The 18250-nt window shown below is 65.5% G+C and carries 19 protein-coding genes; 13 read left to right on the top strand and 6 right to left on the bottom strand.

Going from position 1 to position 18250, the window contains the following annotated elements; genetic code table 11:
• Nucleotides 1-295 precede the first annotated feature (295 nt).
• Nucleotides 296-1087, top strand: a complete 792-nt coding sequence (locus AC3WUF_RS12725) for a methyl-accepting chemotaxis protein (protein WP_492427180.1) — start codon at nt 296-298, stop codon at nt 1085-1087.
• Between the two features lie 18 nt (nt 1088-1105).
• On the opposite strand, the gene AC3WUF_RS12720 is transcribed toward AC3WUF_RS12725, so the two are convergent.
• Together AC3WUF_RS12720 and AC3WUF_RS12715 are read right to left on the bottom strand one after the other, a co-directional pair.
• Entirely contained in the window at nt 1106-2419 is a 1314-nt protein-coding gene (locus tag AC3WUF_RS12720; RefSeq protein WP_492426112.1) for a sensor histidine kinase, read from the bottom strand.
• Nucleotides 2416-3090, bottom strand: coding sequence for a response regulator transcription factor (locus tag AC3WUF_RS12715; RefSeq protein WP_492426110.1), 675 nt, complete (start codon nt 3088-3090; stop codon nt 2416-2418). Before AC3WUF_RS12715 ends, AC3WUF_RS12720 begins: the two co-directional genes overlap by 4 nt.
• A gap of 226 nt (nt 3091-3316) precedes the next feature.
• On the opposite strand from AC3WUF_RS12715, the gene AC3WUF_RS12710 reads away from it, so the two are divergent.
• From AC3WUF_RS12710 to AC3WUF_RS12685, 6 genes are all read left to right on the top strand, one after another.
• A complete protein-coding gene (locus tag AC3WUF_RS12710; protein ID WP_492426108.1) occupies nt 3317-4843 on the top strand; it encodes a delta-60 repeat domain-containing protein in 1527 nt (508 codons plus the stop codon).
• Between the two features lie 86 nt (nt 4844-4929).
• Nucleotides 4930-6168, top strand: coding sequence for an imelysin family protein (locus AC3WUF_RS12705; protein WP_492426106.1), 1239 nt, complete (start codon nt 4930-4932; stop codon nt 6166-6168).
• Nucleotides 6161-7588 carry an HTTM domain-containing protein gene (locus tag AC3WUF_RS12700; protein WP_492426104.1) on the top strand — a complete coding sequence of 476 codons (1428 nt, stop codon included), beginning with the start codon at nt 6161-6163 and terminating at the stop codon, nt 7586-7588. Before AC3WUF_RS12705 ends, AC3WUF_RS12700 begins: the two co-directional genes overlap by 8 nt.
• A 5-nt stretch (nt 7589-7593) precedes the next feature.
• Nucleotides 7594-9810, top strand: coding sequence for a TonB-dependent receptor family protein (locus tag AC3WUF_RS12695; RefSeq protein WP_492426102.1), 2217 nt, complete (start codon nt 7594-7596; stop codon nt 9808-9810).
• Between the two features lie 35 nt (nt 9811-9845).
• Nucleotides 9846-10115: a PepSY domain-containing protein gene (locus AC3WUF_RS12690; protein WP_492426100.1), complete on the top strand. Its 270-nt coding sequence runs from the start codon at nt 9846-9848 to the stop codon at nt 10113-10115.
• A gap of 14 nt (nt 10116-10129) precedes the next feature.
• The gene (locus AC3WUF_RS12685; protein WP_492426098.1) at nt 10130-10660 is read left to right on the top strand and encodes a cytochrome b/b6 domain-containing protein; all 531 of its coding nucleotides are present in this window, start codon (nt 10130-10132) and stop codon (nt 10658-10660) included.
• A 23-nt stretch (nt 10661-10683) separates the two neighbouring features.
• Here the strand turns inward: AC3WUF_RS12685 and AC3WUF_RS12680 are convergent, their stop codons facing one another.
• The 4 genes from AC3WUF_RS12680 to flgA all read right to left on the bottom strand — a co-directional run bounded on the left by AC3WUF_RS12680 (nt 10684) and on the right by flgA (nt 13592).
• Nucleotides 10684-11988 carry an EAL domain-containing protein gene (locus tag AC3WUF_RS12680; protein ID WP_492426096.1) on the bottom strand — a complete coding sequence of 435 codons (1305 nt, stop codon included), beginning with the start codon at nt 11986-11988 and terminating at the stop codon, nt 10684-10686.
• Nucleotides 11989-12089: 101 nt separating this feature from the next.
• Complete coding sequence (locus tag AC3WUF_RS12675) at nt 12090-12524, bottom strand: flagella synthesis protein FlgN (protein WP_492426094.1); 435 nt, start codon at nt 12522-12524, stop codon at nt 12090-12092.
• The gene (gene flgM / locus AC3WUF_RS12670; RefSeq protein WP_492426092.1) at nt 12521-12823 is read right to left on the bottom strand and encodes a flagellar biosynthesis anti-sigma factor FlgM; all 303 of its coding nucleotides are present in this window, start codon (nt 12821-12823) and stop codon (nt 12521-12523) included. The genes AC3WUF_RS12675 and flgM overlap by 4 nt, the downstream gene beginning before the upstream one ends.
• 82 nt (nt 12824-12905) lie before the next feature.
• The gene (flgA, locus tag AC3WUF_RS12665; protein WP_492426090.1) at nt 12906-13592 is read right to left on the bottom strand and encodes a flagellar basal body P-ring formation chaperone FlgA; all 687 of its coding nucleotides are present in this window, start codon (nt 13590-13592) and stop codon (nt 12906-12908) included.
• 114 nt (nt 13593-13706) lie between these two features.
• Between flgA and AC3WUF_RS12660 the strand changes: the two genes are divergently transcribed.
• From AC3WUF_RS12660 to AC3WUF_RS12635, 6 genes are all read left to right on the top strand, one after another.
• Entirely contained in the window at nt 13707-14648 is a 942-nt protein-coding gene (locus AC3WUF_RS12660; RefSeq protein ID WP_492426088.1) for a chemotaxis protein CheV, read from the top strand.
• An 86-nt stretch (nt 14649-14734) separates the two neighbouring features.
• The gene (gene flgB, locus AC3WUF_RS12655; protein ID WP_492426086.1) at nt 14735-15115 is read left to right on the top strand and encodes a flagellar basal body rod protein FlgB; all 381 of its coding nucleotides are present in this window, start codon (nt 14735-14737) and stop codon (nt 15113-15115) included.
• A gap of 11 nt (nt 15116-15126) precedes the next feature.
• The gene (flgC, locus tag AC3WUF_RS12650) at nt 15127-15531 is read left to right on the top strand and encodes a flagellar basal body rod protein FlgC (protein WP_492426084.1); all 405 of its coding nucleotides are present in this window, start codon (nt 15127-15129) and stop codon (nt 15529-15531) included.
• A gap of 24 nt (nt 15532-15555) precedes the next feature.
• Nucleotides 15556-16215: a flagellar hook assembly protein FlgD gene (locus tag AC3WUF_RS12645; protein ID WP_492426082.1), complete on the top strand. Its 660-nt coding sequence runs from the start codon at nt 15556-15558 to the stop codon at nt 16213-16215.
• Between the two features lie 10 nt (nt 16216-16225).
• Complete coding sequence (gene flgE, locus AC3WUF_RS12640; RefSeq protein WP_492426080.1) at nt 16226-17446, top strand: flagellar hook protein FlgE; 1221 nt, start codon at nt 16226-16228, stop codon at nt 17444-17446.
• A gap of 18 nt (nt 17447-17464) precedes the next feature.
• Nucleotides 17465-18208, top strand: a complete 744-nt coding sequence (locus tag AC3WUF_RS12635; RefSeq protein WP_492426078.1) for a flagellar basal body rod protein FlgF — start codon at nt 17465-17467, stop codon at nt 18206-18208.
• Nucleotides 18209-18250: the final 42 nt, after the last annotated feature.

Below are 18250 nucleotides of genomic sequence, written 5' to 3'. Positions count from 1 at the left end.
CACCGGCGGTGTGTTCCTGTGGGTGACAGGATTGATCGCGGTTGCCGCACTCGGCTGGGTCGGTTACCAGCAGCAACGCGAGCTGGCGACGCTGCGCAGCGAGAACCAGCGCCATCGTGCGCAGTCCGTGCGCCAGCATCACACGCTCGGCGAACTGCGCAGCGGGCTTTCCGCAGAAGCGGACGGTGTGCGCCAGGAAGTCGAGCGCGTCCGGACGCTGATTGCCGAGGCCGTGCGGCATCTGGGCTCGGCCTTTGAAGACATCACCCGTCAGTCGAAGACCCAGGAAACCGCGATGGCGCGCCTGCTCGTCAAGAACGGCGAGTCCAGCGAGGGCATCAACGTCCGCCGTTTTGCCGAAGCGGCGGCGGGCCTGATGAACAAGCTCGTCGACTCGCTCGCGCAGGTCAGCCGTCAGAGCCTGACGACGGTCCAGCAGATCGACGCGATGGTCAAGCATCTCGACGCGATCTTCGATCTGCTCGGCGACGTCAAGACGATCGCCGACCAGACCAATCTGCTCGCGCTCAATGCCGCGATCGAAGCGGCGCGAGCGGGCGAGGCGGGTCGCGGCTTCGCGGTCGTCGCCGAGGAAGTGCGCAATCTTTCCGAGCGCTCGACGAACTTCAACGAGCAGATTCGCAAGCTGGTCTCGAATTCCAAGGAAGCGGTCGCCTCGGTGCGCGACACCGTCGGCACGATGGCTTCCCGCGACATGAGCCTCAGCGAAGACGCACGCGGCGAGGCGGGGCGCCTGATCGGCCAGGTCGACGAGATCAACCGCGGCCTCAGCAGCGGCATCCAGGATGTTGCCGCCGCACGCGAGCAGATTCATCTCGCCGTCGGCCTAGCCATTCGCTGCCTGCAGTTCGAAGACATCTCGACGCAGGCGCTGGCAACGGCGCAGAAGCATGCCAAGCGTATCGACGCGATCAACGCCGAAGCGGTGGCGCTCGATCCGCAGTCCGATGCCGGCGCGCAGCCGCTCAGTGCGCCGCCAAACCCGGAGCAGGAAGCCTGGCGGGTACCGCCGCATCGCCCGGTTGCCCAGGTCTCGATGCAGTCGGGAGCGGTGGAGTTGTTCTGACTGTCGCGGGGGCGCCGCTCAGGCGCGCGTCCTAAGCGGGAAGCGGATGGCAAGATCGACGCCGCCCTGCTCGATCTCGGCGAACGACAGCGTCCAGCCGCAGTGCTTCGCGAGCTTGGAGATCAGGGCCAGGCCAACGCCGCCGCCATGCCTGCCGCCGCCGCGGGCCAGCTCGGTGTATCTGCGGCTGAGCTCCTTCGCATCGATGCCGGCGCCGCGGTTGATGATCCGTACGGTGCCCGGCGTGTCGAGGTGAATCAGCACGTCGCCATCGTGCGAATGCTCGATCGCATTCCTGATCAAGTTGCTGATCGCGGACTTGATCATCTGCGCAGGCCCGAAGACCTGGCTTTCGATGCTGGTCTGCGTCTTGAGGGTCAGCGACTTGGTTTCCGCCAGCGGTCTGAGCGCTTCGGTACATTCGGCGATGACGGCATTCAGCGAAACATCCTCGCTGGCATCGACGACGCGCTTGGGATTCTTGGCGAGCATCAGCAGCATCGCCATCAGCTCATGGACATCCGCGACCGTCTCGCGCACTCGCCGCAGCCGCGTGTCGACAGCCTCCGGCAGGCCGGGTTCGTCCAGCGCCAGTCTGACTGCACCATCGATGACCGATAGCGGCGTGCGCAGTTCGTGGCTGGCGGTGGTGACGAACTCGCGCTCGCGCTCGATGAACATCTCGATCTGTTCGCTGTAGGCGTTCATGGCGTCTGCGATGACGGCCAGCTCGGCGCTGGAATGTTCGGGCAGGCGGATGCGCTGGTCGAACTTCTCCGGACTCAAGGCGAGAATCTGGTCGGCCATCTGCTTGAGCGGGCGGGTCAGGCGCGCAACGCCCCAGGCCGCAAGCAGCGCGAGGGCGATGGCGGAAACGAACGCGGCGATGAAGACGGCGCCCCTGATTCTCGACTCGCCCTGTTCCAGCTCGGTGATGTCGAGCGCCAGTGCGTAACGGACGCCATCGGTGCCTGGCTGCACGAGCACCACGCGCTCGCGCCCGTCGATCATGATCTCGTCATGGACTCCAGGCGGCAGCGCGCGCAACGCGGGATGCGTGTCCTTGCCCGGTTGCAGTTCATAGAGCTCGTGCACTGCCGTCGGCAGCCACTCATGGCCGGGGTCGGCGGCGCGCCGCGACAGGAAATGCTGCATCTCTCCTTCCAGCAGCGATTCCCAGACCAAGCTCTCGGCGCGTTCGTTGACGTACATGTCGTTGCCGAGCACGCCGGCCGTCAGCAGCACCAGATAGATCACCAGCCCGGCGACGATTCTGCGCCGCAGGCTCCATCGCCTGCGCCTGCCGGAGTCGTGATTCTGCGTTGGGCTCATGGAGACGCGATGCGATAGCCGCAGCGCGGCACCGTCTGAATCAGTTTGAGTTCATAGGGAGCGTCTACCTGCCGGCGCAGCTCGTGGATGTACGAGCGCAGGCGATCGCTTTCCGGCGGATCGGCGCCCCACAGCCGCTCTTCCAGTTGCTGGCGGGTGACGATTTCCGGTGCGGATTCCATCAAGGCCTGCAGCAGCGTCCGACAGGCCGGGAAGAGGTGGATGCTGTCGGTGCCGCGTGTGACCTGCTGGGTGGACAGATCGAAACGCAGATCGCCGACTTGCAGCAGCCTCTGGCGGCGCGGCCTGGTGACCCTGGAGACGAGGGCATGCAGGCGCAGCTCCAGCTCTTCGTACTCGAAGGGTTTCGTCAGGTAATCGTCTGCGCCGGCGCGGAAGCCCTCAACCTTGTCCGCGAGTTCCGAGCGGGCCGTGAGCATGATCACCGGCGTCTCCAGGCCTTTCTCCTCGCGCAGCTGCTGCAGCATCCGGTAACCGTTGAGTCGCGGCAGCATGCAGTCCAGGACGATGGCGTCGTAAGACTGGGTCGAAGCCAGCCATTTGCCGACCACGCCGTCCGGAGCGGCGTCCAGAACATGGCCACGTTTCTCAAAGTATTCAAAGAGATTGGCGATCAATCTCCGGTTATCTTCGACGATCAGCAGACGCATCTTTCACCTCTGTTCAGCCGGCCCCGGGGGAGGTCGGACATGAGGGGGCGGTGGGAGGCATTCGGACAAAAATCGGACATGCCATTCGGTAACTTTTCCTGGATGGCGCGTCGGCAAGGTATTGCAGTTCCCTCCCAGCAGGCTGTCGTCGGTCAAAGATTTGCTCGGATTCGGTAATCCTTCTCATCCTCATTCTTATATAGATTCACGTTAGGAGCAATTTGCAATGACGCATCACACCTGGCTGAAACTGCTGGCCGCGGGCTCGATGGCCTGTCTGGTCACCGCCTGCAGCGACGACAACAACGGCGGCCCGTCCGGCGAAATCACGGTTGCTTCCGACAACGTCACCGCCAAGGCGAACGACCTGCGCGGCGTGACGTTTGCGCGCAGCGGCAAGATCTACGCCGCCGGCCATACCGACGCCGACGCGGCCGATCGCAAGATCGTCGTCGCTCGCTTCAACGCGGATGGTTCGCCGGACACGACCTTCAGCGGCGACGGGTTTGCCGAGCTGAATGTCGTCGAAGGCGGCATCGAGCAGACCTTGAGCGTCGTCGAGCTGGCGGGGGGCGATGTCGTCGTCGCCGTCAATGCCGGCGACAAGAATGGCGGCCAGGCAATCACGCCGAGCGACAATCCCGCCGGCACGCCGGGCGTGCGCGCCGACGGCACGAGCATCTATCTGGTCCGCTTCAGCAGCGACGGCACGCCGGTGACCACCTTCGGTACGGGCGGACGCGTCGAAGTGGTGTTCGGCTGGAACAATGCCGACAACGGCGAATGGCCGGTACCGACGTTCAGCACGACCGAAGGCTTCTCGCACGCAGGATTCCCGACCGATACCGCCTACGACCTGAAGGTCGACGAGAGCGGCGACACCGAGCGCCTCGTGGTGTTCGGCTTCGGTTCGGCCGCCAATGCGGCAACGGGTACGCAGCGCGTCGATGTCGACCGTTACGTCGCTCGCGTGCTGGCGAGCACTGGCGCCGCCGATCCGGCCTTCAACGCCGGCAAGGCCTTTACCTGGTCGACGCCGGGCACGCTGAGCGACAACGGTCGCCGCGGCATCGTTGAAGACGACGGCAAGATCACCGCTTGCGGCTACACCAATCTGGGCAGCGAAGCCGGCGGCAACCATGTCGTGATCTTCCGCCTGACGGCGGCCGGTGTGCTCGACACCACGTTCCCGGGGCTTGGCCTGACGCCGGTGCAGCCGGGTGTTGCGGTCTTCAATCCGCTCAAGGCTGATGGTGGCGTTGCCGAGTGCTATGGCGTTGCCAAGCAGAGCGACGGCAGCTACGTGACGACCGGTTACGGCTCGGCAACCGGTGGCGCAGACACGCCGTCGACGCTTGGCTTCCTGCCGACGCAGGGCCCGGATCTGGTCAGCTTCCGCCTCGTCAACGGCACACTGGACACCAGCTGGGGCAACAACGGCAATCAGGTTCTGCAGAGCGAAAGCCTCGGCCGCACGAGCAAGGAAGAGCGTGGCCGCCAGATCATCGGGCTCAGTGACGATCGCACCGCGCACGTCGGCTTCTTCGGCGGCGTTCCTGCCATCTACGTGCTGACCGCCGACGGTGACCTGGATACCAGCGTCGATGGCGACGGCATCCTGGAGTTCCCGAGCACGACGGTCGTCCAGCAGTTCTTCAACGTTGCGTTGTCCGCGGATGGCAAGCGCCTCGCCGTGACGACGTCGACCGATCCGAACGGCGCGCGTCTGGTGCTGCTGGATATCGATGCCTAAACGCTGAACGAAGGTTCAAGCGGTTTCGAGCAGCGCACCGGTTCGCAAGGGCCGGTGCGCTGTGCTGCTAACAAGGAAAGTTTGATATGAAACAGATTGCGCAAGCCTCGACGGTGTTTGTCCTCTCCTTGCTGATCGCGGCCTGTGGCGGCGGTGGTGGAGGCGGGGGTGGGAATCCGACGCCAACGCCGACGGCTACGCCCACTTCGGGTCCGGTCGTCGACGACGATGCGCGGCGTGCGGTACTCGCCAGCCTCGGTGAAGACGTCATCCTGCCGGCGCTGCGCGAGCTGGACAGCCAGGCCGAGATCCTGGTGACTCGTGTGGATGCATTGGCGGCAGCGCCGAGCGACAACGCGGTGCGCGATGCCGCGAAGGCGGCCTGGCGCACGACGATGACCGCGGTCGAGCGCGCCGAATTGCTGCAGCTGGGTCCCGCCGCACGCTCGATGGAGCCGGGTGGCCAGGGTCTCCGCGATCAGATTTACGCTTTCCCCCTACTCAATCTCTGTGGCGTCCATCAGGCCGCTTATGGAGATGTCACACCCACTGCAGCGACGCCCATCGACCGTACCGGCATGGGGTCTCTGGAGTATCTGTTGTTCGATGACACCGAAAACCCGGCCTGCGCGGCGCCGGCAGGCGTCGACGGCAAGACCAAGCGCGCGCAGTACGCGGCGAAGCTGGCGCGCCGCGTCTCGGCCGTCGCATTGCAGTTGCGCGATGCCTGGGAACCGGCCGGCGGAAATTTCCTGCGGACGTTCTCGACGGCGGGTGCGGGCAACACCACCTACGACATGCCGCAGGACGCGCTCGATGCGATTTCCACCGCGGTCTTCTATCTGGAAAAGGAAACCAAGGATCGCAAGCTCGCGAATCCGATCGGCATCGGTGCAACGGGTCTGCCGCCTTGTGCGACGAACAGCTGCCCGGAGCGTGTCGAGTCGCGCTATGCCCGAATCTCGGGCGTGCACGTCGGCAACAACCTGCGCGCGGCGCGGCTGCTGTTCGCCGGTGCCGACGGCGGTCTCGGCCTGAACACGCTGCTTGAGGGTGTTGACCGCGAAGATCTCGCCACCAAGATTCTTACGCAGATCGACGCGGCGATTGCCGCATCCGATGCGATCGAAGCCGAGTTCGAGAACAAGGTTGCGGCAATTTCCAATCGCGATGCCTGCATCAACGCGTCCGCCGCCCGCAATGGCGAGCCGGTGGCTTGTTCGCTGCACGGCAAGGTCGACGCTGCGACGGATACGCTGCGAGTGGAAATCACCTCGGTGCTGAACCTGCGCATCCCCGACTCGGCCGCGGGCGACAATGACTGAGCAGACTGCCTCTGCGTCCGCCGGTTGGCGCGACGCTGTCCTGCAGTTCTGGTTCAAGCCGCTCGATATCGCCGCGCTCGCGGCGTATCGGGTGCTGTTCGGTCTGCTGATGTTCTGCGGCACCTTGCGCTTCATGGCGCAGGGCTGGGTCGACCGGCTCTACGTGGAGCCGACGTTCCACTTCAAGTATTGGGGCTTCGAATGGGTGCAGGTGCCGGATCAGGCCGGCCTGTATGCGCTCTACACGGCGATCGCGGTGTCGGCGTTGATGGTGGCGCTGGGACTGTTCTATCGCGTCGCCATCGTCAGCTTCTGGTGCCTGTTCACCTACGCCGAGCTGATGGATGTCACGACCTATCTCAATCACTACTACCTGGTTTCGCTGCAGGCACTGATCCTGTGTTTCCTGTCGCCGCACCGGATGTGGTCGGTCGATGCCTGGCTGCGTCCCGGCATTCGCGTCGAGACCTTGCCGGCGTGGCAGACGTACTGGCTGCGTTTCCAGGTCGGCCTGCTGTATTTCTATGCGGGCCTGGCGAAGTTCGAGACCGACTGGCTGCTGCATGCGCAGCCCTTGAACATCTGGCTGCCGGCACACACCGGACTACCGCTGCTCGGACCGTTTCTCGGCCAACCCTGGGTGCACTTCGCGTTCTCCTGGTTCGCGTTCCTGTTCGACACCTTCATCATCGCGTTCATGCTGTGGCGGCGCGCACGGCCGTACGCCTTCGTCGTGATCCTGGTGTTTCACCTGTTCACGCACCTGTTCTTCAACATCGGCCTGTTCCCGTTCATCATGGTGATCGGAGTGCTCAACTACTTCGAGCCGGATTGGCCACGGCGTCTATTGCCCTGGCTGCGTCGGCGCATCGCGCCAGCCGGCGGCGCGGCGCCACGCTGGACGCCGCGCAGAACGGCGCTGGTCGCCGCCGTCGGCACCTTCTGTCTGTTCCAGTTCCTGATGCCGCTGCGTCACTGGCTGTATCCGGGCACCGTGCTGTGGCATGAGCAGGGCATGCGCTTTTCATGGCGCGTGATGCTGCGCGAGAAATCCGGGGCGCTGGATTACCGCGTTGTCAGCCGGGATGGCGTCAGCGAGATCGTTTCGCCGTACAGCTACCTCACCGATCAGCAGTATCGGGAAATGGCCGCGCAGCCCGACATGATCCTGTTTCTCGCGCACCGCATCCGCGACGACTACAACGCGCGCGGCGTCGGGCCGGTCAAGGTGTTTGCCGATTCGGTCGTGTCCTTGAACGGCCGTTCCGGCGCACGCTTGATCGATCCCACGGTCGATCTCGCCCAAGTCAAAGACGGCCTGCGTGTCGCCGCGTGGATCACCGCGCCGCCAGCCGAGCCGCCGCCGTTGATGTCGCGTTTGCGTCTGTCGCTGGCCGACAACTCTCAGCCTTCCCACTGAAGTCGATGAACTATCTTCGTTCCACCGTTGCCTTGACCCTTTGCCTCGCCTCGACGCCGGCCTTCGCGCAGATCGAGCCGCAACCGTCGCCGACGCCGGCAGCCACAACCGCAGCGCCGGCGAAGAGCGATACGCCGGTGCAGCTGCCGGCGCTGACCATCATCGGCGAGCGCGAAGGCTTGCCGCGGGTCTCCGGCTCCGCACATCTGGTCGATGAAAAGACCCTGACCCAGTACGCCTACGACGACGTCAATCGCATTCTCAATACCGTGCCCGGCGTCTACATCCGTGAAGAGGATGGCTTCGGCCTGCGGCCCAACATCGGCATGCGCGGCGGCGCCGCCGATCGCAGCCAGAAGGTCACGCTTCTCGAAGACGGCGTGCTGTTCGGTCCCGCGCCGTACACGGCGCCGGCCGCGTACTACTTTCCATTGATGGTGCGGATGACCGGCGTCGAGGTCTTCAAGGGGCCGGCGGCCATCTCGCAAGGCCCGCAGACGGTGGGCGGCGCGATCAACTTCCTGACCGCGCCGATTCCCGAAGAGACAGCACTCGATGTCGACCTCGCGACCGGCACCGATGCTTACCGCCGCGCTCATGCGCGCGCCGGCGGCCAGGCCGGCGGATTCGGCCTGCTCGCCGATGTGGTTCATGTCGGCAGCGACGGCTTCAAGGAACTCGACGGCGGCGGCGATACTGGATTCGAAAAGAATGAGGCGATGTTCAAGGCCTCGCACCGGATCGGCAAAGGCCTTCTGGAAATGCGTCTGGGCTACGCCGATGAGTCGTCTGACGAAACCTATCTGGGCATCACCGAAGCCGATTTCCGCGCCAACCCGGTGCGTCGCTACCGCGCCAGCGCCCTGGATCATTTCGACTCCGATCGCAACGATCAGCGCATCGACTGGACGCAAGGACTGTTCGGCGGCACCTTGGTCGCGACCGCGTACTCGCATCAGTTCGATCGCCTCTGGCGCCGCTTCGACAATCTCGGCAGCGGTACGATCGGCGATGTGCTGAGCAATCCCGACGAAGGCTTCAACCGCCTGCTGTACGGCGTGCTGACCGGTGAAGAGAACGGCGATCCGAACTTCGAGGGCGACGATCTGCAGATCCGCACCAACGATCGCCAGTTCCGTTCGTCGGGAATCCAGGCCCGGCAGAACTGGACCTTGTCGGGCTATGGCGAACATCGCCTTGAAGTCGGCGCGCGCCTGCACAGCGACCGGGCGCGCCGTCTGCACACGATGTACGCCTACGAGATGTTCGAAGGCAACCTCGTGCGCAACGACCTGCCGCCGCAGATCAAGGACAACAACCTGGGCCGCAGCCTGGCCTTCGCCAGCTGGATTCGCGACGAAATCACCGTCGGCCAATGGACCTTTGCGCCCGGCCTGCGCATCGAGCAGATCAGCTCGGAGTACATCAACTATGCGACGCAGCGGAGCCGCGACAACGATTACGTCATCGTGCTGCCGGGCATGGGCGTGAACTACGCCGTCACCGAGCGCCTGAATCTGCTCGCCGGCGTTCACAAGGGTTTCTCGCCCGCCGCGGTCGGACCGTCCGCCGACGCCGAGCCGGAGGAGGCGATCAACTACGAGCTGGGCGGCCGCCTGATGACCTCGTTCGGGCGCTTTGAACTGATCGGCTTCCACAGCGACTACAGCAATCTGACGATTGCCTGCACCGGTTCCAGCGGCTGCGGTGAACTGGACACGCAAACCAACGCGGGGCGTGCAGTCACGCAGGGAGTGGAAGCCGCCTACGAGTACACGCTGGCGCTTGGCGCGGGGCTCAGCATTCCGGTGAATCTCAGCTATACCTATACCGACGCCGAGTTCCGTGAGCCGTTCGTGTTCCGCGATCCGCAAGGCGGCGATATCGATGTCGAGTCGGGTTACGGGCTGGCGTACATTCCGGCGCAACGTTTCAATCTGCGCACCAGCCTTGAAGCCAGCGCCTGGTCCACCGGTGTCTCGCTGACCTATCAGTCGCAGATGCGCGATTTCACCGGCAGCGGCCCGATAGAACCTGGCACCGGCAGCGATTCGTTCACGGTCGTCGATCTGTTCGGCCGTTGGGACTTCACGCGCAACTGGGCGTTCACGGCGCGAGCCGACAATGTGCTTGACCGCGAGTACCTCGTTTCGCGGCGGCCGTTCGGCGCGCGGCCCGGGCGGCCGGTGGCGATTCAGGTCGGTGTCGAATACAGCCTGTAGGGTTCAGGCTTCACTCTTGGAAACGGAGATCAACGATGATCAGAATGACTGCAGCAGCGCTCGCACTGGCCCTGGCGCCGGGCCTGGCATTGGCCGACGCCGATTGCGTGGCGAATCCGAAGGCCGAATGGAAGAGCGAGGCGGATGCCCGCGCCAAGTTTGAAGCCGATGGTTACAAGATCAAGAAGTTCAAGGTCGACGGCAACTGCTACGAGATCTATGGCTTCAACAAGGACGGCAAGAAGGCCGAGATCTATTTCGACACCAAGACACTGGAAATCGTGAAGTCGGAAATCGACGACTGATTCATCGGGAATCCTTGAGCACGCTCAGGCAGGTCTGGACGCTGCCGGTGCGCTTGGCGCACTGGGCGGTGGCGGCGCTTTTCGTCTACGCGATGCTCAACGATTCCGGCGACAAGCTGCATCGCTATGCGGGTTATGCCGCCGCGGCCGTCGTCGGCCTGCGCATCCTGTACGGCCTGCGCTCGTCCGCGGGGCCGGCGCGCATCCATCTGCCGTGCCTGTCCGCCGGACTGTCGCATCTGCGCGGGATGCTCTGCGGCCGGGTCGCGCGTCCGTACGGACATAACCCGCTCGGCGCGGCGATGGGCCTGCTGCTGTGGGTGCTGGTGTTGCTGCTCGCGCTCTCGGGCTGGGTCAGCCGCTGGGACCGCTACTGGGGCGAGGATTGGCCGGTTGCGGTCCATGCGGTGTTGGCCTACGGCATGCTGGCTTGCGTCGCGATCCATCTGCTGGGCGTCGCGGCCAGCAGCATCCTCGAACGGCAGAACCTGATTCGCGGCATGCTGTCCGGCGACAAGTACGTCGACGAAGACCCTGAATCCTGAGTCTCGCTCAGAGAGCCCGTGCGTCAGGCCGCCAGAGAATCGCGCCGCATCAACAGCTTCAGCAGCTGCTCCGGCGGCATCGCCTTGTGGAACAGCCAGCCCTGCGCATGATCGACGCCTAGCGAGCGCAACACCGCGAGCTTGCCGGGCTCGTCGACAAACTCGGCGACCGTGCGCTTGCCGGTCGCCTTGGCGACCTGGTGAATCGCACGGACGATCTCCTGCGAGACCGGATTGCCGACAATGTCGTGGATGAATCGGCCGTCGATCTTCACCTCATCGACCGGCAGTGAATGCAGGTAGGCGAAGGAGCACAGCCCGGAACCGAAGTCATCGAGGCTGAAGTTGCAGCCGATCGCCTTGAAGTCGGCGACCAGCGCGGCGGCGATGTCGAGACGATCGATCGCCGCGGTTTCGGTGATTTCAAAGCCGAGCTTGCCGGCCGGCAGGTGCAGGCTGCGCACCTCGTTGTAGAGATCGTCCATGAAATGACCGTCGGCGATCGAGCGTGCCGACAGGTTGAGGCTGACGCCGTCCAGATGACGCAGCAGCTCGGGGTTCTGGTCCAGCCAGGCGAACAGCGTCTGCACCGAATGACGGTCGAGTTCGGTGGTGAGCCCGAAGTATTCCAGCGTGTCGATCGTTCCCGGCGGCAAGGGCACGGCGCGATCGCCGATCTGCATGCGGGTCAGGAATTCGGCTTTCGCGAGGCGCGGCGTCGGCGTGCTGATGTCCATGATCGGCTGCGCGTGCAGCGTCAGCCGGCCCTGGTCGCGCAGCGATCTGAAGTTCAGCACATGGCTGGCGTTGACGAGGGCGCTGCCGTCGACGCTCTGACGCTGGTCCTTGGCGACGATCTGATTCAAGCCGCGATGCTTGGCGGACTCGCAGGCTTCGGCGGCGTCGTGGATAAGCGCCTCCCAGTCCTGACTGCCGGCGTTGACGACCATCAAGCCCATCGACACCGCGACGCGGCTGCTGCCGAGTGTGGATGGATAGACGATCGCCGTCAGTTCGGCGCGCAGCGTCGAGGCCTGATCGACGGCGCTTTCGCCGCTGTCGATCGATTTCACAGCGACGAACTCATTGCTCCACAGCCGGTAAGCGAAGCCGGCGCGGCCGGTCCAGTTTTCCAGCACCGCGAGTGTCTGTGCGATCACCGCATCGCCGGCGCCGGAGTCGCCCAGGCGATTGATGCTGCGCATGTGGCGCAGATCCAGATAGACCAGCATCGCGCGCGGATAAGGCTTCCACGAGGCGAGCTGACTGAGGAGGCGTCCGAGGCTGGACGCAGGACTGGCCGCGGGCGGGATCGATGGAGGCTGCATTCAATTTTATCGGCGGCACGCTTGCCGACTTGATCGTCCGGCGCTCGCCGGCCTTGCCGGTGAATCCCCCGCGGGCTACCGCTGGTCGTCGCCGTGGCGGCTCAGGCGAAGCCGAAGCGACGGCTGCCGAAATTCTGGCTGACGCCGGAGCGGCCGTAGACCGCGGCGCCCTGCGGCGTGTTGTCGTAGCCGCTGCGCAGCACTTCGAGCCGGCCGCGGACGGCGCGCGTGCGCGTATCGAGCAACATGGCATTGGTCTTGTTCGCCAGCTGGCATTGCGCGGCGAGGGTTTGCAGGCGCGCCCACAGCGCGGGTTCGGCGCGGGCGACGTTGGCGGCCGGCGGCAGTTCGCGGCCGAGCAGATTCAGATGATCGGCCGTCTGTGCCTTGGCCTGGGTGATGCGTTCCAGCTCCGCCACATCCTGTGACTGCAGGGCCTGATTCTCTTCCTGCAGCAGGTCCACCAGCAGCTGCAGGCTCGCGCAATGGCGGTTGAGGTTTTCCTGCAGCGTGGTACTGGCGGTGAATGCGTTCATGGGCTCGATAGTTGCCATTCAAGTTGGAGCATGCGGCTGGCCACCGCCGCGGCGTTGACGATGTAGCTGCCGCTGTCGATCGCCCGGCGCACGCTACTGACGCGCTGCGTATCGAGCTCGGGATTCTCGCGCGCGGCCTGGATCACGCGCGTCGCCAGACGGGCCTGGTCGGTCACCTTCAGGGAATCGCCCGCACTCGACTTCGCACTTTCGGCGGTGCGGCCGGCGGTGCCGGACGCCGGGCTGCGAACGCTCGCGAGGATCGGCGAATTGCGGCTGGGTTCAATCTTGTTGCTCATGGCGGACTCCTGCGGGCATCGGTGCCCTGGCAGCTTATCGGCCATGTCCGGAAAATCTTTACGGTCGAGCCGCTGACGGCGCTCACATCGCGACCTCGACGACGCCGGGCGCGCTGACCATGCCTTCGATGACGCGCTTCGAATTGCGATTTTCGACGCGGATGCGCTGGCCGGCGCTGCCGTCGACCAGGGCCTTGCCCTCGGCGCGGACCTCGATGCCGCCGGCACGGCTCAGGACTTGCACCAGCTGGCCGCGCTTGACCCAGTTCGGCGCCGTCAGGTCGGCCGGCGAGGGCGTCGAGCCGGCCGCGAGGGCGCGCTTGAACTGCATGCCGCGCGCGGCTTCGAGATCGTCGACGAATCCAAATGGCAGCAGCGCGACATCGCGCTCCTGCACGGTGAACAGCTCGTCGCCGGCGGTCTCGCCGGCGCGCACGGCGCGCGACAGTACGAGCACCGTGCGCGGATCGCGCAGGCGTACCGGAACATGCACGGTCCACTGGCTCGGCGCATTGCAGCGCACCGCGACGGTGATCGTGCTGCCGCGCAAACTGGCCGGCGGCTCGGCCAGCGGCGGTTCGGCACAGGCGGGCAGGCGCAGGCGCGGATCGAGGTTGTCTGCGCTGAGCTGCGCGGTCGGCGCCGCCTGGGCGGCGACAGCCGCGGTGGCGGCCTCGCGGATGCGCTCCAGCGCCTCGTCGTCGGCCAGCGCCGGCGCGAGCCAGCCCAGCAGAGCGACGGCGAAAACGGCGTGACGGAACCTGTTCATGGCGGGGCTCCTACAAGTCGCGTGCCAGACCGCCGGTCGGCGGGCATTCAAGGAATGCCGCGCGGCGCCGATAGCGCTCGCATCAAGCTTCATCACGCGAAGGACGCGCCCACCATGGCTATCGGATTGCTCGAGAGTATCGACCGCAGCACGCAGCTGGCCGGCCACAACCGCCTGGCGCTGCTGCTGTTCCGCCTGGGGCCGCGTCAGATTTTTGGCATCAACGTCTTCAAGGTGCAGGAAGTCATCCGCCGGCCCGCGCTGTCGCGCCTGCCGGGTGCGCATGCGCACATCAGCGGCGTGGCCGATATCCGCGGCCAGATCATCCCGGTCATCGACCTGCAGCTGGCGATCGGTGCGCAGAACCTCGGCGACAGCGCCGGCGCGCATGTGATCGTCGCCGAGTTCAACCGCTCGGTGCAGGGCTTCCTCGTCAGCCATGTCGACCGCATCGTCCATGTCGACGTCGCCCAGCTGCAGCCGCCGCCGCTGGCGGCGACCGAGGGTTATCTGACGGCGATCACCCGCTACAACGACCAGCTGGTCGAGATCATCGACGTTGAGAAGGTGCTCGCCGAGGTCAACGGCAGCCCGCCGGCGCTCGACGACAGCATCCGCGAGCAGGCCCAGGAACTGCAGGCGACCGGTCTCAAGGTGCTGGTCGCCGACGACTCGCGGGTGGCGCGCAACCAGATTGAGCGCGTGCTCGGCGAGATGGGCGTCGAATGCATCACGGTGGCCGACGGCCGCGAGGCGCTGCAGCAGCTGCAGCTGCTCGCCGAGGGCGGGCCGATCACCGACAAGCTGCTGATGGTGCTGTCCGACGTCGAGATGCCGCATATGGACGGCTATACGCTGACGACGGAAATCCGGCGCAACCCGCGCCTGCGAGATCTGTATGTGATCCTGCATTCCTCGCTGTCCGGCGTCTTCAACAATGCGATGGTGCAGAAGGTCGGCGCCGACCGCTTCATCGCCAAGTTCGGTGCCGACGAGCTGGCGAAGGCGGTGCTCGATCAGCTGAAAAGCGCCCAGTCGTCGGCCATGGCGGCCTGAAAGCGCGCCAGCCGGCCATGCTGGCACAGGCCTTGTAGGTCCTTCCTCGAACCCCGGCGCAGTCCGTCGGGCAGAGGAGGCAGCACATGGCCGCAACCGATGGACTTTTCGGCATCCAAGCCCAGGCGATGGATCTCCAGCGCCGGCGCATGGAGCTGATTGCCGCCAATCTGGCGAACGCCGACACGCCGAACTTCAAGGCGCGCGATCTGGATTTCCGCGAGGTGCTCGCGCAGGCCGCGGCCGGCGCGAATCCGGCGGCGACGCAGCAGGCCAGCGGCGGCGCGACGACCGACGCCGCGATCCTCAAGTACCGCATTCCCAATCAACCCAGCGCCGACGGCAACACCGTCGACGTGCAGACCGAGCAGGCGCAGTTCGCCGAATCGGCGCTGCGCTACCAGGCCAGTCTCGGTTTCCTCGACGGACGCATCCGCTCGATGATGACCGCGCTGACCGGCCAGTGAGGCACTGAACCATGTCCTCCCTGCGCATCTTCGATATCGCCGGCAGTGCCATGAGCGCGCAGTCGGTGCGCCTCAATACCGTCGCCAGCAACCTCGCCAATGCCGATGCCGTCGCCGGCAGCGCCGACGAGGTCTACAAGGCGCGCCTGCCAGTGTTCAAGGCAATGGCCGCGCCGGGTACCGACACGCCGTCGGTGCAGGTGCTCGGCATCGTCGAGAGCACGGCCACGCCAGAGAAGCGTCACGAGCCGGGCAATCCGCTCGCCGACGCCGAAGGCTATGTCTACGCTCCCAACGTTAATGTCGCCGAGGAGATGGTCAACATGATCTCCGCCGCGCGCTCGTACCAAAGCAGCGTCGAAGTGATGAACACCGCCAAGGAACTGGCGCTGCGCACGCTGACGCTCGGCAAATAGTCGATAACTTTCCGGTGATCTGAAATGACCGTCGCAGCAACCAATCCCTATGCCGATCTTGGCCTCGCGCTGAAGGCGCCGTCGACCAAGAAGGAATCGCTTGGCCAGGAAGCCTTCCTGACGCTGATGACGACGCAGCTGAAGAACCAGGATCCGTTCAAGCCGATGGAGAGCGGTGAGTTCCTCGGCCAGATCGCCCAGTTCAGCACGGTGTCGGGCATCGAGCAGCTCAACGAAGCCTTCGGCAGCCTGTCGTCTTCGCTGACCGCGAACCAGACTTTGCAGGCCGCGCAGCTCGTCGGTCATGCGGTGCAGGTCGAAAGCGATGTCGCACCGCTGCCCGAGGAAGGTTATCTGCTCGGCGCGGTCGACGTGCCGTCGTCCGGCCAGGTGTCGGTCGAGATGGTCGACAGCAGCGGCCAGGTCGTGCGGCGTCTCGACTTCGGCACGCTCGCCGCCGGCAACCAGCAGTTCGCCTGGGACGGTCTCGATGCCAGCGGCCAGCGCGCCGCGGCCGGCAACTACACGATGCGCGCCAGCATCGTGCAGGGAAACACCACGACCGAACTCGATACCTCGGCGATCGTCCAGGTGCGCAGCGTCGCGCTTGGCGCCAACGGTCTGACGCTCGAACTCGATGGCCTGCCGCCGGTGGCGCTGGCCGACATTCAACAGATTCTCTAAGGAGGCTGCCATGCCCTTCCGTATCGCACTTTCAGGTCTCAACGCGGCGTCGTCCGATCTCAACGTCACTGCCAACAACATCGCCAACGTCAACACGACCGGCTTCAAGGAATCTCGCGCCGAGTTTTCCGACCTGTTCCCGATCTCCTCGTACGGTCTCGCATCGACCGCGACCGGCATTGGCACCAGCATGTCGCGCGTGTCGCAGCAGTTCGAGCAGGGGCCGATCACGACGACCGGCAATTCCTTCGATCTCGCGCTGTCCGGCGAAGGCTTCTTCACGCTGTCCGACAACGGCAGCACCTCGTACACCCGCGCCGGCGCCTTCGGCACCGACCGCAACGGCTACGTCGTCAATGCCGCCAACCAGCGTCTGCAGGTGTTCCCGCCGGTCAACGGCGGTGCCAGCTTCGACACCGCGCGGCTCGCCGATCTGCAGCTCGCGACCGGCGACAACCCGCCGAACGCGACGACCACGCTGAATGCCAACCTCAACTTGCCGGCCAATGCGACGCCGCCGACGGTCACGCCGTTCTCGGCGACCGATCCGAACAGCTACAACAAGACCACCTCGGTCACCGTCTACGACTCGCTCGGTGTCGCACACGCCGCCGACCTGTTCTTCATCAAGGGCGCGACCGCGAACACCTGGGACGTGCAGGTGCAGATCGACGGTGCCGCCGTCGGCACGCCGACCACGCTGACCTATTCCGACACCGGCGCACTGCTGACGCCGGCTGGCGGCCAGATTGCGCTTGCCGGCTACACGCCGACGACCGGCGCGGCACAGATGAACATCAATCTGTCGATGTCCGACTCCACGCAGTTCGGCAACAGCTTCGGCGTTGCGAGCCTGCGCCAGAACGGCTACGCCACCGGCCGTCTGACCGGCGTCGAGATCACCGACGAAGGCGTCGTGCAGGCGCGCTACACCAACGGCCAGGCGATTCCGCTCGGCCAGCTCGCGCTCGCCAACTTCCCGAATCCGCAGGGTCTGCAGCAGCTCGGCAACAGCAGCTGGGGCGAAAGCTTCGCGGCGGGCCAGGTCGTCCGCGGCCCGGCCGGCTCGACCAGCTTCGGTCTCGTGCAATCCGGCGCGCTCGAATCCTCCAACGTCGACCTGACCGAACAGCTGGTCAACATGATCACCGCGCAGCGCAACTTCCAGGCAAACGCGCAGATGATCTCGACTGCTGATCAGGTCACGCAGACGATCATCAACATCCGCTAAAGATTCCAGGGGTAACCCATGGACCGCGCTCTATACATCGCAATGACCGGCGCCACGCAGACCCTGCGTGCGCAGACCGCGAACAGCCACAACCTCGCCAATGCATCGACGACCGGCTTTCGCGCGCAGCTGCTGACCGCCGCATCGGCCGAAGTGCAGGGCGGCGGTCTGCCGTCGCGGGTCAACGTCACCGCCGCCGATCAGGCCTGGGATGCGCGCAGCGGCGCCTTCCAGCAGACCGGCCGCGATCTCGATATCGCACTGCGCGAAGACAGCTGGCTCGCCGTGCAGGCCAGCGACGGCAGCGAGGCCTACACCAAGGCCGGCGATCTGCAGCTCGACGCCAGCGGCCAGCTGCGCACCGCCGGCGGTCAGCCGGTGCTGTCCGATGGCGGCCTCGTATCGATTCCGCCCAACGGCCGCCTGCTCGTCGGCAGCGACGGCACGATCTCCGTCGTGCCGCTCGGCCAGGGCGCGGAGACCATGAGCACGGTCGCCCGCCTCAAGGTCGTCAGCGCCAGGCCCGACCAGCTCACGCGCGGCACCGACGGCCTGATGCGCGGCAAGCCCGCGGATCCGCCGCTGCCGGCCTCCGGCAATGTGCTGACCTCCGGCATGCTCGAATCCAGCAACGTCAACCTGCCGGAGACGATGGTCAACATGATCAGCCTCGCGCGGCAGTTCGAGTTGCAGGTCAAGCTGATGAAGACGGCGGAGGCGAATGCGCAGGCGTCGTCGTCGCTGCTCAGGATGAACGGCTAAAGGAAATCTCCCTCTCCCCGCGCGCGGGGAGAGGGTCGGGGT

It is taken from the genome of Fontimonas sp. FW305-C-3 (assembly GCF_058783185.1).
The sequence above is the reverse complement of the archived record's forward strand: the minus strand, read 5'-3'. Positions and strand labels throughout refer to the sequence as shown.

Excerpts from the sequence above, each read along its gene's own strand:
- AC3WUF_RS12725 (WP_492427180.1), top strand. The coding sequence starts at position 296 with ATGGCGCGCCTGCTCGTCAAGAACGGCGAGTCCAGCGAGGGCATCAAC.
- AC3WUF_RS12720 (WP_492426112.1), bottom strand. The coding sequence starts at position 2,419 with ATGAGCCCAACGCAGAATCACGACTCCGGCAGGCGCAGGCGATGGAGC.
- AC3WUF_RS12715 (WP_492426110.1), bottom strand. The coding sequence starts at position 3,090 with ATGCGTCTGCTGATCGTCGAAGATAACCGGAGATTGATCGCCAATCTC.
- AC3WUF_RS12710 (WP_492426108.1), top strand. The coding sequence starts at position 3,317 with ATGACGCATCACACCTGGCTGAAACTGCTGGCCGCGGGCTCGATGGCC.
- AC3WUF_RS12705 (WP_492426106.1), top strand. The coding sequence starts at position 4,930 with ATGAAACAGATTGCGCAAGCCTCGACGGTGTTTGTCCTCTCCTTGCTG.
- AC3WUF_RS12700 (WP_492426104.1), top strand. The coding sequence starts at position 6,161 with ATGACTGAGCAGACTGCCTCTGCGTCCGCCGGTTGGCGCGACGCTGTC.
- AC3WUF_RS12695 (WP_492426102.1), top strand. The coding sequence starts at position 7,594 with ATGAACTATCTTCGTTCCACCGTTGCCTTGACCCTTTGCCTCGCCTCG.
- AC3WUF_RS12690 (WP_492426100.1), top strand. The coding sequence starts at position 9,846 with ATGATCAGAATGACTGCAGCAGCGCTCGCACTGGCCCTGGCGCCGGGC.
- AC3WUF_RS12680 (WP_492426096.1), bottom strand. The coding sequence starts at position 11,988 with ATGCAGCCTCCATCGATCCCGCCCGCGGCCAGTCCTGCGTCCAGCCTC.
- AC3WUF_RS12675 (WP_492426094.1), bottom strand. The coding sequence starts at position 12,524 with ATGAACGCATTCACCGCCAGTACCACGCTGCAGGAAAACCTCAACCGC.
- flgM (WP_492426092.1), bottom strand. The coding sequence starts at position 12,823 with ATGAGCAACAAGATTGAACCCAGCCGCAATTCGCCGATCCTCGCGAGC.
- flgA (WP_492426090.1), bottom strand. The coding sequence starts at position 13,592 with ATGAACAGGTTCCGTCACGCCGTTTTCGCCGTCGCTCTGCTGGGCTGG.
- AC3WUF_RS12660 (WP_492426088.1), top strand. The coding sequence starts at position 13,707 with ATGGCTATCGGATTGCTCGAGAGTATCGACCGCAGCACGCAGCTGGCC.
- flgB (WP_492426086.1), top strand. The coding sequence starts at position 14,735 with ATGGCCGCAACCGATGGACTTTTCGGCATCCAAGCCCAGGCGATGGAT.
- flgC (WP_492426084.1), top strand. The coding sequence starts at position 15,127 with ATGTCCTCCCTGCGCATCTTCGATATCGCCGGCAGTGCCATGAGCGCG.
- AC3WUF_RS12645 (WP_492426082.1), top strand. The coding sequence starts at position 15,556 with ATGACCGTCGCAGCAACCAATCCCTATGCCGATCTTGGCCTCGCGCTG.
- flgE (WP_492426080.1), top strand. The coding sequence starts at position 16,226 with ATGCCCTTCCGTATCGCACTTTCAGGTCTCAACGCGGCGTCGTCCGAT.
- AC3WUF_RS12635 (WP_492426078.1), top strand. The coding sequence starts at position 17,465 with ATGGACCGCGCTCTATACATCGCAATGACCGGCGCCACGCAGACCCTG.